The sequence below is a fragment of the Pseudoalteromonas sp. L1 genome, assembly GCF_021728095.1.
Taxonomy (GTDB): Bacteria; Pseudomonadota; Gammaproteobacteria; order Enterobacterales; family Alteromonadaceae; genus Pseudoalteromonas.
Genome location: NZ_JAKKCT010000010.1, coordinates 1 through 14,668, shown reverse-complemented (window position 1 = coordinate 14,668; position 14,668 = coordinate 1). Strand labels below are relative to the sequence as shown.

The 14,668-nt window shown below is 41.6% G+C and carries 15 protein-coding genes and 1 rRNA gene; all 16 read left to right on the top strand.

The window, feature by feature from the left end; translation table 11 throughout:
* Nucleotides 1-3 precede the first annotated feature (3 nt).
* Nucleotides 4-624, top strand: coding sequence for a 16S rRNA (guanine(527)-N(7))-methyltransferase RsmG (gene rsmG, locus L3V38_RS19550; protein WP_054554802.1), 621 nt, complete (start codon nt 4-6; stop codon nt 622-624).
* Between the two features lie 12 nt (nt 625-636).
* Nucleotides 637-1,422, top strand: a complete 786-nt coding sequence (locus tag L3V38_RS19545; protein ID WP_237120464.1) for a ParA family protein — start codon at nt 637-639, stop codon at nt 1,420-1,422.
* A gap of 20 nt (nt 1,423-1,442) precedes the next feature.
* Nucleotides 1,443-2,354, top strand: a complete 912-nt coding sequence (locus L3V38_RS19540; RefSeq protein ID WP_237120463.1) for a ParB/RepB/Spo0J family partition protein — start codon at nt 1,443-1,445, stop codon at nt 2,352-2,354.
* Between the two features lie 160 nt (nt 2,355-2,514).
* Nucleotides 2,515-2,895: an ATP synthase subunit I gene (locus tag L3V38_RS19535; protein ID WP_062568481.1), complete on the top strand. Its 381-nt coding sequence runs from the start codon at nt 2,515-2,517 to the stop codon at nt 2,893-2,895.
* 15 nt (nt 2,896-2,910) lie between these two features.
* The gene (gene atpB / locus L3V38_RS19530) at nt 2,911-3,768 is read left to right on the top strand and encodes a F0F1 ATP synthase subunit A (protein ID WP_237120462.1); all 858 of its coding nucleotides are present in this window, start codon (nt 2,911-2,913) and stop codon (nt 3,766-3,768) included.
* A 55-nt stretch (nt 3,769-3,823) separates the two neighbouring features.
* A complete protein-coding gene (gene atpE, locus L3V38_RS19525; protein ID WP_004335261.1) occupies nt 3,824-4,057 on the top strand; it encodes a F0F1 ATP synthase subunit C in 234 nt (77 codons plus the stop codon).
* 42 nt (nt 4,058-4,099) lie between these two features.
* Nucleotides 4,100-4,570 (top strand): F0F1 ATP synthase subunit B, encoded by a 471-nt coding sequence (gene atpF, locus L3V38_RS19520; protein WP_054554807.1) that lies wholly within the window; start codon nt 4,100-4,102, stop codon nt 4,568-4,570.
* Nucleotides 4,571-4,586: 16 nt separating this feature from the next.
* Nucleotides 4,587-5,120, top strand: coding sequence for a F0F1 ATP synthase subunit delta (gene atpH, locus L3V38_RS19515; protein ID WP_062568483.1), 534 nt, complete (start codon nt 4,587-4,589; stop codon nt 5,118-5,120).
* A gap of 14 nt (nt 5,121-5,134) precedes the next feature.
* Nucleotides 5,135-6,676 carry a F0F1 ATP synthase subunit alpha gene (gene atpA, locus L3V38_RS19510; RefSeq protein WP_054554809.1) on the top strand — a complete coding sequence of 514 codons (1,542 nt, stop codon included), beginning with the start codon at nt 5,135-5,137 and terminating at the stop codon, nt 6,674-6,676.
* A gap of 59 nt (nt 6,677-6,735) precedes the next feature.
* Complete coding sequence (atpG, locus tag L3V38_RS19505; RefSeq protein WP_054554810.1) at nt 6,736-7,596, top strand: F0F1 ATP synthase subunit gamma; 861 nt, start codon at nt 6,736-6,738, stop codon at nt 7,594-7,596.
* A 32-nt stretch (nt 7,597-7,628) separates the two neighbouring features.
* Nucleotides 7,629-9,014: a F0F1 ATP synthase subunit beta gene (gene atpD / locus L3V38_RS19500; RefSeq protein ID WP_054554811.1), complete on the top strand. Its 1,386-nt coding sequence runs from the start codon at nt 7,629-7,631 to the stop codon at nt 9,012-9,014.
* Nucleotides 9,015-9,027: 13 nt separating this feature from the next.
* Nucleotides 9,028-9,450 carry a F0F1 ATP synthase subunit epsilon gene (locus L3V38_RS19495; RefSeq protein ID WP_054554812.1) on the top strand — a complete coding sequence of 141 codons (423 nt, stop codon included), beginning with the start codon at nt 9,028-9,030 and terminating at the stop codon, nt 9,448-9,450.
* Between the two features lie 267 nt (nt 9,451-9,717).
* A complete protein-coding gene (gene glmU / locus L3V38_RS19490; RefSeq protein WP_237120461.1) occupies nt 9,718-11,076 on the top strand; it encodes a bifunctional UDP-N-acetylglucosamine diphosphorylase/glucosamine-1-phosphate N-acetyltransferase GlmU in 1,359 nt (452 codons plus the stop codon).
* Nucleotides 11,077-11,483: 407 nt separating this feature from the next.
* Nucleotides 11,484-12,065 (top strand): DUF1240 domain-containing protein, encoded by a 582-nt coding sequence (locus L3V38_RS19485; protein WP_237120460.1) that lies wholly within the window; start codon nt 11,484-11,486, stop codon nt 12,063-12,065.
* Between the two features lie 165 nt (nt 12,066-12,230).
* Nucleotides 12,231-14,015, top strand: a complete 1,785-nt coding sequence (locus L3V38_RS19480) for a choice-of-anchor I family protein (protein ID WP_237120459.1) — start codon at nt 12,231-12,233, stop codon at nt 14,013-14,015.
* Between the two features lie 576 nt (nt 14,016-14,591).
* Nucleotides 14,592-14,668 (top strand): 16S ribosomal RNA (locus tag L3V38_RS19475); the annotation flags it as partial.

The following is a 14,668-nucleotide window of genomic DNA, read 5'->3' as shown; positions in this document are numbered from 1 at the left end:
ACAGTGTTACAACAACAATTAACTTCACTGTTAGCGCAAACTGATATTGCGCTAACAGAAAAACAGCAACAACAACTTGTGCAATATGTTGAATTACTCGACAAGTGGAACAAAGCATATAACTTAACCTCTGTTCGTTTACCTGAAGAAATGATGGTTAAGCATATTATGGATAGCTTAGTTGTTGCACCACACCTTAAAGGCAAACATTACATTGATGTAGGTACGGGGCCTGGTTTACCGGGTATCGTATTAGCCATCGCTTTACCTGATACACAATTTGTGTTGTTAGATAGTTTAGGGAAACGCGTGCGCTTTTTAATGCAAGTAAAACATGCTCTTGGCCTTGAAAATGTAACCCCAGTGCAGTCTAGAGTTGAAGAATATCAACCAAGTGTTAAATTAGATGGTGTATTAAGTCGTGCATTCGCTTCATTGCAAGATATGGTTGACTGGTGTGCGCACTTGATTGATCATTCAGGTAAATTTATCGCCTTAAAAGGCGTATTTCCAAGCGAAGAATTAGACTCATTACCTAAAGGTATTAAGTTTGATGAAAAAATCAGCTTAGAAGTACCTGAGTTAGATGCACAAAGACATCTAATCATTCTATCTAAAGACTAGGGATCAGACACTGTGGCAAAAGTCATCGCATTAGCAAACCAAAAAGGGGGAGTTGGTAAAACAACCACCGCTGTGAATCTTGCGGCATCTATGGCTGCGACGAAGCGTAAAGTGTTATTAATCGATCTTGATCCGCAAGGAAACGCTACCATGGGTAGCGGTGTCGATAAATACGGCGATGTAGCAACGATTTACGATTTATTAATTGAAGAAACTCCAATTGAAGAAGTTATTAATAAAGAAACGTCAGGTGAATATCATTTAATTGCAGCTAATGGCGATGTGACAGCCGCAGAAGTTAAATTAATGGAATTGTTTGCACGTGAAGTTCGCTTACGCAATGCACTTGAACAAATTCAAGACCAATACGATTTCATTTTTATCGACTGCCCACCTTCACTTAATATGCTAACGGTTAATGCGATGGCTGCCGCAGATTCGATTTTAGTTCCGATGCAATGTGAGTATTATGCCCTTGAAGGTTTAACCGCATTGATGGATACCATCACACAACTGTCTAAGTTAGTAAATCCAGCGTTAACAATTGAAGGTATTTTACGCACCATGTATGATCCGCGTAATCGCCTTGCAAATGATGTATCTGAACAACTAAAACAACATTTTGGCGATAAAGTTTATCGTACCGTTATCCCACGTAATGTCCGTTTAGCAGAAGCGCCAAGTTTTGGTGCTCCTGCCATGTATTATGACCGTGCATCAAGTGGCGCTAAAGCATACTTAGCCCTTGCCGGTGAAATGTTACGTAGAAAAGAGAAAACTTCTTCAGCAGTAGCCTAACTTTGAGGTAAAAAAATAACATGTCTGCTAAAAAACGCGGTTTAGGCCGAGGACTCGATGCTTTATTAAGTTCATCAAAACCTGCCCCTAGTGCAGATAATCAGCAACAAGCTACAGCAAAGCCAGAACAAGTCTCTGAGGTTGTTGCAGAGCAAAGTAAAGGTGAACTGCAAAAGTTAGCGATTGAGTTTTTACAGTCGGGTAAATATCAACCTCGTAAAGACATGTCTGAAGAAGCGCTAGAAGAGTTAGCCAGCTCAATTCGAGCACAAGGTATTATTCAGCCGATTGTTGTGCGCCCTATTAGTGCAAATAAATACGAAATTATCGCTGGTGAGCGTCGTTGGCGCGCTGCCCAATTAGCAAAGTTAGATACTGTGCCTTGTATCATCAAGGACGTACCAGATGAAGCCGCTGTTGCTATTGCCCTTATTGAAAACATTCAACGTGAAGACTTAAATGCAATGGAAGAAGCGATTGCTCTTAATCGTTTGTTGAATGAATTTGAACTGACTCATCAACAAGTCGCGGAAGCCGTTGGTAAATCTCGTACGACTGTCACTAACTTACTGCGTCTGAATAACCTTAACGACGATGTTAAAATATTGTTAGAGCATGGCGACATTGAAATGGGTCATGCGCGCTGTTTATTAGCACTTGAAGGTGAAGCGCAATCTGATGCCGCAAGATCGGCTGTCGCTAAAGCATTAACAGTGCGTGAGACAGAAAAATTAGTACGCTCTATTTTAGAACCTGCACCTGAAAAAGAAGTGCAAGAAAAAGATCCAGATGTCAAACAGTTAGAGCAAAAGCTCGCTGAAAATTTAGGCGCTAAAGTTGAAATAAACTACAACAAAAAGGGCAAAGGCAAGCTGGTTATTTCATATACAAATCTTGATGAGTTAGATGGCATTTTAAGCCGTATAAATTAAGACTATTCCCGTCATTAATTAATAACATGTCCAAAAAGAGACATTTGTGGTGTTTTTGCACTACAAAGGGTCGACTCAAGTTGCAAAACTGGTAGGAATCAGTATAATTTCGCCAGTTTTCATACCCTGACAATTTGAACGTTCACAAGGTTAATAAAACGTGACTAATAAGTTAGCAAAGCCATATCGGCTTGCCGCATTTAAATTAATTTGTCTTCAGGGTATCGTAGCGCTTATCGCTGCAGTAATTGTTTTTGTAGGTTGGGGAGTCAATGCCGGCCAGTCAGCGCTTGCTGGCGGAGCTGTTGCACTACTCCCTAATTTTGTATTTGTCGTCTATGCATTTAGATATATGGGTGCTAGTCGGACAAATCAAGTGTATGCCTCGCTCAAGCGCGGCAACGGATTAAAATTTATGCTAACAATCGTATTGTTCGCACTAATACTGAAGTCTTATACGGTTATTTTATTACCGTTTTTTTGTGTGTATGTATTGGTGTTGTTCAGTGGATTGTTTGCGCCCGTTTTTTTTAATCATTAACTTTTGGGATATAACATGGCTGCAGAAGAAGTAACTCTATCAAGCCATATTCAGCACCACTTAACGAACGCTAAGATGTGCTCGACCGACGCTGGTCTTGCCTTCAACAAAGCGTGTGCAGACAGTGGTTTCTGGACATGGAATATAGATACCCTTGCATGGTCAATCGGTTTAGGTCTTGTATTTTTATGGATCTTCCGTAGTGCCGCTAAAAAAGCAAATACCGGTGTACCTGGTAAATTTCAGTGCTTCATTGAAATGATTGTTGAGTTCGTTGGCGACAACGTACGTGACACATACCACGGTAAAAGCGCATTAATCGCTCCATTAGCTCTGACGATTTTCGTTTGGGTGTTCTTAATGAACTTAATGGACTTGATCCCGGTTGATTTCCTACCTGCATTCGCTGGCTTCGTTGGCGAGCAAGCATTTGGTATGGACCCTCACGACGTTTACATGAAGATTGTACCGACAACAGACATCAACATGACAGCTGCACTGGCTATTGGTGTATTCATTCTGATGATCGGTTACGCAATCAAAATCAAAGGGATTGGCGGATTCATAGCTGAATTAACGCTTCACCCATTTAGCTCTAAAAACAAGCTAGCGATGGTGTTCTTAATCCCATGTAACTTATTACTAGAAACAATCGCTTTAGTTGCTAAGCCATTCTCGTTAGCACTGCGTTTATTCGGTAACTTATATGCTGGTGAGTTGATTTTCATCTTGATCGGCGCAGTTGGTTTAATGCAACTACCGTTGCACTTTATTTGGGCTGTATTCCACATCTTAGTGATCGTATTACAAGCATTCGTATTCATGATGCTGACTATCGTTTACCTAAGCATGGCAAGCTCAGATAATCACTAATTTTTACACTTTTAAAATTTAATTTTAATTTACAATTGAAACTTTGGAGAAAAAAATGGAACTAGTATTAGGTCTTAAGTATATCGCTGTTGCTCTACTTATCGGCTTCGGTGCAATCGGTACTGCAATCGGCTTCGGTAACATGGGTGGTAAATTCCTAGAAGCATGTGCACGTCAACCTGAGCTTGCACCTTCATTACAAGTTAAGATGTTCATCCTTGCTGGTCTAATCGATGCCGTAGCTATGATCGGTGTTGGTATCGCAATGGTATTGTTGTTCGTACTTTAATATTATTTTTTGAACAGCTTACTATTTTAAGGAGGAGCGGTCGTGAACTTAACAGCCACTCTTATCGGTGAATTAATTGCATTTACGGTTTTCGTACTTTTCTGTATGAAATACGTATGGCCACCACTAAATGGTGCAATTGAAGCTCGCCAGAAGAAAATCGAAGATGGTTTAGCTGCCTCTGATAGAGCCGAAAAAGACTTAGAACTTGCGCAAAAGAAAGCTGCTGAGCAGCTTAAAGAGGCAAAAGCTCAAGCGGCTGATATCATTGAACAAGCTAAAAAGCGTGCCACGCTAATCGTTGACGAAGAAACTGTTCGTGGTCAACAAGAGCGTGAAAAAATTATTGCTCAAGGGCACTCTGAAATCGAAGCAGAGCGTAACCGTGTAACAGAAGAACTACGTAAACAAGTAGCGACGCTGGCAGTGGTTGGTGCTGAGAAGATTTTAGAGCGCGAAATCAATCAAGCCGCACACAGTGACATCGTTGAAAAACTTGTCGCTGAGCTGTAATTAGGAGGGTATGAGCATGTCTGAATTGGCTACTATCGCTCGCCCATACGCTAAAGCGGCTTTTGAACTTGCCGTTGAAAAAGGCACTGTTGAAAGTTGGAACGACATGCTGTTCTTTGCTGGCCACGTTGCCAGCAATGAGCAAGCCGCTGCCGCGCTAGCTGGATTGCCTACTGCTACTGAACAAGCCGATCTGTTTATCAAGATCTGTGCAGAGCAGCTCAACGAACAAGGTCAGAACCTAATCAAGGTGATGGCTGAAAATGGACGTTTAGTTGCACTGCCTGCTGTTGCTGAGTTATTCGCTGAATTTAAAGCGGACTACGACAAAGAAATCGACGTCGATGTGGTTTCTGCAACACCGCTTGCTGCTGAGCAGCAAGCATCATTGGTAGCGGCACTTGAAAAACGTTTCGCACGCAAAGTTAAGCTGAATTGTAGTGAAGATACTACAGTTGTTGGCGGTCTTATCATTAAGGCGGGTGACACTGTAATTGACGGCTCTGTACGTGGCAAATTAGCCCGCTTAGCTACATCACTACAATCGTAATTGGGAAAAAGAGCATGCAACTTAATTCCACTGAAATTTCAGATCTGATCAAACAACGTATTGAGCAGTTCGAAGTTGTAAGTGAAGCTCGTAACGAAGGTACTATCGTATCTGTTACTGACGGTATCATCCGCATCCACGGTCTTGCTGACTGTATGCAAGGTGAGATGATTGAGCTTCCTGGCAACCGTTATGCTATCGCACTAAACCTTGAGCGTGACTCAGTAGGTGCAGTAGTAATGGGTCCTTACGCTGACCTTAAAGAAGGCGTAAAAGTTAAATCAACTGGTCGTATCCTAGAGGTTCCTGTTGGTCGTGGTCTACTTGGTCGTGTTGTTAACACACTAGGTGCACCTATCGATGGTAAAGGCGCTTTAGATAACGACGGTTTTGAACCTGTTGAGAAAATCGCACCAGGCGTTATCGAACGTCAATCAGTAGATGAGCCAGTACAAACTGGTTATAAATCTATCGATGCGATGATCCCAGTAGGTCGTGGTCAACGTGAGCTTGTGATCGGTGACCGCCAAACTGGTAAAACTGCATTAGCAATCGATGCTATCATCAACCAAAAAGGTACAGGCGTTAAGTGTGTGTACGTTGCAGTTGGTCAAAAAGCATCTACTATCGCTAACGTAGTACGTAAATTAGAAGAGCACGGTGCATTAGAAAACACGATTGTTGTTGTTGCATCTGCTTCTGAATCTGCGGCACTTCAGTACTTAGCACCATTCTCTGGTTGTACTATGGGTGAATACTTCCGTGACCGTGGTGAAGACGCGCTAATCGTATATGATGATTTATCTAAGCAAGCTGTTGCTTACCGTCAAATCTCATTACTACTTAAGCGTCCACCAGGCCGTGAAGCATACCCAGGTGACGTATTCTACCTTCACTCACGTCTTCTAGAGCGTGCATCACGTGTAAACGCTGATTACGTTGAGAAGTTCACGAATGGTGAAGTGAAAGGTAAAACAGGTTCATTGACGGCATTGCCAATCATTGAAACTCAAGGCGGCGACGTTTCTGCGTTCGTACCGACAAACGTTATCTCTATCACCGATGGTCAGATCTTCTTAGAAACTGACTTATTCAACTCAGGTATCCGTCCAGCTGTTAACGCTGGTATCTCGGTATCGCGTGTTGGTGGTGCAGCGCAAACTAAAATCGTTAAGAAACTAGGTGGTGGTATCCGTCTAGCGTTAGCTCAGTACCGTGAATTAGCTGCGTTCTCGCAGTTCGCGTCTGACCTTGACGATGCAACACGTGCTCAATTAGAGCATGGTGAGCGCGTAACAGAGCTAATGAAGCAGAAACAGTACGCACCAATGTCTGTTGCTGAAATGTCTCTGTCGCTATTTGCTGCTGAAAAAGGCTACCTAAAAGATATCGAAATCGCGAAAATCATGGATTTCGAAGCTGGCCTAATTTCTTACGCAAACAGCACATACGCAGAGCTAATGGCTCAAATCAATGAAACTGGTAACTACAACGCTGAGATTGAAGCTCAACTTAAAGAACTTCTAGAGAAGTTCAAGTCGACGCAAACTTGGTAATTTAGTTATGAATGGTGAGCTTTAGGCAACTAAAGCCCACCTGATTCGGAGAGAGAGTCATGGCCAGCGGAAAAGAGATTAAAAGCAAGATCGGGAGTATCAAGAATACTCAAAAGATCACCAGCGCAATGGAAATGGTTGCTGCGTCTAAAATGAAAAAAGCGCAGGAACGTGTGGCGTCAAGCCGTCCATACGCTGAAAACTTACGCCAAGTGATTGGTCGTGTTGCTCAAGCAAATCTTGATTTTACTCACCCTTTTCTAGAAGAGCGTGAAGTAAAACGAGTTGGTTATATTGTTATCTCTACTGACCGTGGTCTATGTGGTGGCTTGAACTCAAATGAGTTCAAAAAAGTTGCCCTAGACGTGAAAGCGTGGAAAGAAAAAGGCGTTGAAGCTGAATTTACTACTTTAGGTAGCAAAGCAGCTGGCTTTTTCCAACGTTTTGGCGGTAAGTTAGTCGCTAAAAAAGCGAACTTAGGAGATACACCTTCACTACAAGACGTGATTGGTCCTGTAAAGACAATGCTAGATGCATACTCTGAAGGTAAAATTGACCGCTTATACGTCGTATTTAACAAGTTCGTTAATACGATGAAGCAAGAGCCAACAATCGATCAGTTACTCCCTTTGCCAAAAGCTGAAGAAGAAGTATCTCAACATTCTTGGGATTACTTATATGAGCCAAACCCAGAAGCTATTTTAGAAGCTCTGTTAGTACGCTTTATTGAGTCTCAAGTATACCAAGGTGTAGTTGAGAACGCTGCCTCTGAACAGGCTGCCCGTATGGTTGCAATGAAAGCTGCAACTGATAACGCTGGCGACCTTATGGATGAGTTACAGCTTGTTTATAACAAGGCTCGTCAAGCTGCAATCACACAAGAAATCAGTGAGATTGTTGGCGGTTCGGCAGCAGTTTAACGCTTCGGCAAAGTTTAATGAGAGGAATAGACATGAGTTTAGGTAAGGTCGTCCAAATTATCGGCGCCGTTGTGGATATCGAATTTCCACAAGACAACGTGCCAGCCGTATATGACGCACTAAAAGTAACAGATGGCGACTTAGCGGGTTTAACTTTAGAAGTTCAACAACAGCTAGGTGGCGGTGTGGTACGTGGTATCGCACTTGGTACTACTGACGGTTTACGTCGTGGTACTGCAGTAGAAGGTACAGGTCAGCCAATCCACGTTCCAGTAGGTACGAAGACACTAGGTCGTATCATGGACGTATTAGGTAACCCTATTGATGAAGCTGGTCCAATTGGTGAAGAAGAGCGTATGTCTATTCACCGTGCAGCACCTTCTTATGAAGAACAATCAAGTTCAGTAGAACTTTTAGAGACGGGTATCAAGGTAATCGACCTTGTATGTCCATTCGCTAAAGGTGGTAAAGTTGGTCTATTCGGTGGTGCCGGTGTTGGTAAAACCGTAAACATGATGGAACTTATCCGTAACATCGCAATCGAGCACAGCGGTTACTCAGTATTCGCAGGTGTTGGTGAGCGTACTCGTGAGGGTAATGACTTCTACCATGAGATGAACGACTCAAACGTACTAGACAAAGTATCGCTAGTATACGGTCAAATGAATGAGCCACCGGGTAACCGTTTACGCGTAGCGTTAACGGGTCTTACTATGGCTGAGAAGTTCCGTGACGAAGGTCGTGACGTTCTTTTCTTCGTTGATAACATCTACCGTTATACTCTAGCGGGTACAGAAGTATCAGCACTTCTAGGTCGTATGCCTTCAGCAGTAGGTTACCAACCAACTCTTGCTGAAGAAATGGGTGTACTTCAAGAGCGTATCGCATCGACTAAGACGGGTTCAATCACTTCAATCCAAGCGGTATACGTACCTGCGGATGACTTAACTGACCCATCTCCAGCAACAACGTTTGCTCACTTAGATGCAACAGTAGTACTTTCTCGTGATATCGCTTCACTTGGTATCTACCCTGCGGTAGACCCACTTGATTCATCTTCACGTCAACTTGACCCACTAGTAATCGGTCAAGAGCACTACGATACTGCGCGTGGCGTTCAAACAGTTCTTCAACGTTATAAAGAACTTAAAGACATCATCGCAATCCTAGGTATGGACGAGCTTTCTGACGAAGATAAGCAAGTTGTATCTCGTGCACGTAAAATCCAGCGTTTCCTATCTCAGCCGTTCTTCGTTGCTGAGGTATTCACAGGCGCGCCTGGTAAATACGTGTCACTTAAAGACACAATTGCTGGCTTCAAAGGTATCTTAAACGGTGAGTTTGATGATATGCCAGAGCAAGCGTTCTACATGGTTGGCTCTATTGAAGAAGCTCAAGAAAAAGCCAAAAGCATGTAATTAGGAGGGTAGTATGGCGGCTATGACTGTACATCTTGACGTAGTAAGCGCAGAAGAGAGCTTGTTCTCTGGTCTGGTTGAATCGATTCAAGTGAGTGGTAGTGAAGGTGACCTTGGTGTTAACTATGGTCACGCTCCATTATTAACTGCCCTAAAACCTGGTATGGTACGTTTAGTTAAGCAATTTGGTCACGAAGACGTGATGTATATTGCTGGCGGCACGCTAGAAGTTCAACCGGATCGCATCACGATTCTTGCAGATACTGCAGTACGTGGTGAAGACCTAGACGAGCAAGCGGCTGAAAAAGCGAAACGTGATGCTGAAGAGCAAATGGCGAATACGTCAACTGCTGAGTTAGATTATCAACAAGCTGCAGTGCAACTTGCTGAAGCAATCGCTCAACTTCGCGTAATTCAACAATTACGTAAAAAGTAAGCCTACTCGGTTTTCGAAAAGCCCACTTCGTGTGGGCTTTTTTGTGTCTAAGCATAAATTTTTCGTAAAGATGGTGTTATCACACTTATATCCTTCACCAAACCCCGATAGAATGTCCTGTATTAAAAGTAAGTGGGTTTTTCATTTAAGGTTCAGTCCTGAGCATTAGGATTGAGTATTTGCACATGAGGTGACTTACGTAACCTTGGGTAATTAATTACTTACTCCAATCAGTAAATAAAACAAAGAAAGAAGGATATTGTTTTAATGTCTCTGACAACCGTTATTCTTGCTGCGGGTAAAGGCACTCGTATGCGCTCAGCACTACCAAAGGTGTTACATAAAGTAGCTGGTAAACCTATGGTGCAACACGTGATTGATAATGCCACTGCCCTTGGTGCTCGTGAAACAAACCTTGTCTACGGTCATGGTCGTGATCAGCTACAAGCTGCCCTATCACACAATCAAGTAAACTGGGTATTACAAGAAGAGCAACTTGGTACTGGCCATGCGGTCGCTGTTGCTAAGCAGCACATTGCTGATGACGACACTGTGTTGATTCTCTATGGTGATGTGCCATTGACCAAACGTGCCACATTAGAAAAGCTACTTGCTGCGACCCCTAAAAATGGTCTTGCAGTATTAACGGTCACTCTAGACGACCCTTATGGGTATGGCCGTATGCTTCGCGAAAATGGCAAGCTAGTCGGCATTATTGAACAAAAAGATGCTTCGCCTGAGCAACTCGCAATTAAAGAAATCAATACCGGTATTATGGCTGCCAATGGTGAGTTACTTAAACGTTGGTTAGGTAATCTATCTAACAATAATGCCCAAGGTGAGTACTACCTTACAGATATCGTTGCGATGGCACACAGCGAAGGGGTTGAAATTACTTCTGCACAGCCTGAGCACCCGATGGAAGTTGAAGGCGCTAACAATCGAGTGCAATTAGCGGCACTTGAGCGTGCTTATCAAGCATGGCAAGCAGAAGAACTAATGCTGAACGGCGCAACTCTTGCTGATCCTGCTCGTATTGATGTGCGTGGTGAAGTAACAACAGGCGAAGATGTACTCATCGACGTTAATGTTATTTTCGAAGGCAAAGTAACATTAGGTAATAATGTTCAGGTTGGCCCTAACTGCGTACTTAAAGATTGCACTATTGGCGATAACGTCATTATTAAAGCTAATTCAATTGTTGAAGAAGCCACGGTTGCAGCTAAATGTACTTTAGGTCCTTATGCCCGCCTTCGCCCTGGTGCGATTATGGAAGAAGACTCACACATTGGTAACTTCGTTGAGATGAAAAAGACCCGCTTAGGTAAAGGGTCAAAAGCTAATCATCTTACTTATTTAGGCGATGCTGAGATCGGTGAAAAGGTCAATATTGGTGCGGGTACTATTACCTGTAACTATGATGGTGTAAATAAATCAAAAACCATCATCGGTGATAACGCCTTTATTGGGTCTAATTCATCACTTGTAGCACCTGTCAATATTGGCTCAACAGCAACGGTTGGTGCTGGTTCAGTTATAACAAGTACAGTTGAAGACGAACAGCTTGCAGTAGCTCGTGGCAAACAACGTAACCTAACTGGTTGGAAGCGCCCAACTAAAAAGTAGGTGTAGAGTTCCTGTTTCAGACAGCGGGCTTTTTTAGCCCGCCTTATGTATTTCATTTAAGTGTTTTAGAATAACCTCAATGGATCAAATGAAATACTAAAGGGTTTACTCAGCTTACGCTTGTCGTGCTATTGAATATAGACAACGCCTAAACAAATCATAACCCTTTTCGCTCGTAGCAGGCATGTAGGTGTTTTGTTCTCTTGGTTCTTTTCTGATACCTCTAGTTATGTAAATTTTTTATCTGAGCGTTTGCGGATAAGCGAAGAAAATATCCGAGCAGGTAAAATACGAGTTACTAACCAAATACAAAAAATTGAAAATGACTATAATGATAACCCTATAGATTTTTTGAAAAAAGTATTTGGGATTCCAACTATAAATAAGAGTCCTATTCGATGAAACTAATGGAATGGACAGACCTTGAAGCTAAATATGCACAAGCTCGTTCAAATGAAGCAACATCTAAAAAAATTTTACTCTTTATAATTACAGTCTTAATTATTTTGACAGTTACAGCTTCTTTATCTGAGTTTCAAGAACTCTTTTTTTATAATGATGATCATTTTTTTGTAAAAGAGAGTAGTAGTACAGTTCTACTTATCTTGTTATTGCCATTTTGGCTCTACTTTTGGATTGCAACTTTGCAGTTCTTATTAAACTATAGTTTTAAATTATCCATGACTCTAGCTATCAAAAGTGGTGTCTCAGGTTGCTTGCTTTTGATTATCAGGTTTTATCCTTTTAATTATTATGTTGAGACGACGCTTATCGACAAAGGGTATGTCTATTGCAATTGGTTAACTGGTTCATCAGTTAGAGCTCCTGATATTTGGTTGAAAAATGAATATTTGTGCTTACAAGACGGCTCTGTCGTTTTGAGTGATGTGTATAAGTGGTTCGAAATACATAATGAGAAAGGCATTGAGCCAAAATTAGAAGAATTAGAAATTCTCATTCAAAAAGCCAGATCTGAAATAAATCGGTGAACTACCTAACAACAGCGCTAAAGATGAGCGTTAGGTTACTAATTTATAAAGAAAGCGAGTTTATACTCGCTTTTTTTGTGGCTGATTTATTCTCATAAAAGTGCCATATAGCTGTAATGCCTGCGTGTTGTAATTGGGTCAATACAATACGAAGGAAAAATAATAATGTTAAAAAGATCAATTATTGCGCTATCACTTTTAACCATTCTTACTGGCTGCTCATTAGACGGTGACGACGGCAAAGACGGCCTACAAGGTGAACAAGGTTCAGCAGGTCAAGACGGAGCAAATGGCGAAGATGCAAATTCTACTTTAAATATAAATCTTATCGGCCGTGCAGTGCTGAACGCAGAAAGCCCTGAAGGGGCAGCAGAAATTGTCGCTTATCAAACTTCTAAACAACGAATTTTTGCTATTAATAGTTCCGGTGATTCTGCCGTTGTGAATATCATAAAAGCCGATAGTTTTGACCGTGCAGCTTTAGTTAAAGATAACGAAGGGGTTATAAACGGCACTAATTTAACCTCAGAGATGACCCTTGCACTGAATGAGCACAGTGCTGGCGATGCAAACAGTATCGCTATTGATGCTAATAATGAACTTTTAGCCGTCGCAATGGCTGCAAGTAATACCGGTGATGCAGGTTTAATCGCATTTTATGATATCAGCGGTGATCAGCCTCAGTTTATTAAAAATGTCACGGTAGGCGCCCTGCCCGACATGGTGACGTTTAGCCATGATGGCAATAAGGTACTGGTTGCAAATGAAGGCGAACCTAATGGTGATTACAGTATTGACCCTGAAGGCTCTATCAGCATTATTAATATCAATGATGGTGTAATTGCAGATACTGCTATTAGCATTACTTTTTCAGCTTATAACGACAAACAAGCAGAGCTTGAAGAGTTAGGAATTGTATTTGCGAATCCGACTGGCCGTACAATCAACGGTAACTTGATTAATACAACCGTGGCTATGGATTTAGAACCTGAATACATCAGCATTTCAAAAGACAATAAGTTTGCCTACGTGTCACTACAAGAAAATAACGCCCTTGCTATCGTCAATCTTGAAGATAATAGCCTCGAGCTTAAAGGTTTAGGTTTTAAAGATTGGTCTAATTTACTCTTTGATGCATCAGATAAAGATGGTGGCGTTAATTTTAAATCGTACCCTGGTCTCTATGGCATCTATCAACCAGATACTATTTCAAGCTTTACTTGGAAAGGTGCTAACTTTATTGTCACAGCGAACGAAGGTGATGCACGCGAATACTTCTTTGATACAACCGACGAAGCTGATTGTTTAGCAAAAGGTGGTCTTGATTACGATGAAGATGATGGCTGTTTATCCTATATAGATGAAACTAGAGCTAAAGACTTAACATTGACAAGCAATTTTGACTACCTGAACAATGACAACAGTGATATTGGCCGTTTAAAAGTGACCACTGTTAAAGGTGATGAAGATAACGATGGCGAATATGAATCACTCTATGCATATGGTGCCCGCTCTTTTACCATCTGGGATAGTAACGGCATGGTGGTTTTTGATTCAGGCGATCAAATCTCACGCATTACTGCATCAGTTCACGGAGCAGCATTCAATAATAACGAAGATGAAAATGCCGGTGACAGTCGCTCTGATGACAAAGGTGCTGAACCTGAAGCATTAGCACTGGGTACGATTGGCGAACGTACATTTGCATTTATTGGTTTAGAGCGTATGGGTGGCATCATGGTGTTTGATATTACTAATCCATACAATGTGACATTCCAAGATTACTTTTTTAATCGTGGTCTAGAAGCTGATGCAGATATAACCGGTGATCTTGCCCCTGAAGGTATGGCATTTATACCTGCAGAACAAAGTGCAACGAATGAAGCATTGCTAGTTGTTGGTAATGAAATTTCGGGTTCAATCGCTGTTTGGGAAATCTCGACTAACTAATCTGCCTTATAGAAATAAAAAGCGACATAGCTAATTTACAGTATGTCGCTTTTTCTATGCTATTTTATCCTCACAAAAATGACTGTTTTTTGAGCTAAAACCCCTCTGTAGCCCTTTATTTGTATGGTTATTGTACTAATTTGAAAATAATCAAAAAAACCTTCAAAAAGTGCTTGCGTTAAAAATCCATCTCCCTATAATGCGCATCCACTGACACGGCGGGCAGCAATGAAAAGCGCTGAACAAAGTGACAGAGAGTTAAGTAAAACTTCGGTTTAAAACGGTCTAAAAAGAAAGTTTGAAATTAAGTGTTGACTCGAAAAATTAAGGATGTATTATACGCATCCCTAGCGACAACGTCGCAACGTTCTTTAACAATATAAAGCAATCATCTGTGTGGGCACTCGTACAGATTGAGTTCTAACAGCGAAGCTTAGTTTACTAAGTGGAGCAAACAAATTTAGAGTCTCAAATGTAACTGAGTGACTTCATAGTCAATTCGATTTCTCTTTATTTATAGAGAGTAATCAAAATTCAGAATTCATTGAGCATGTCCTTAGGGACAGAAAAAACTTTTAATTGAAGAGTTTGATCATGGCTCAGATTGAACGCTGGCGGCAGGCCTAACACATGCAAGTCGAGCGGAAACGAAG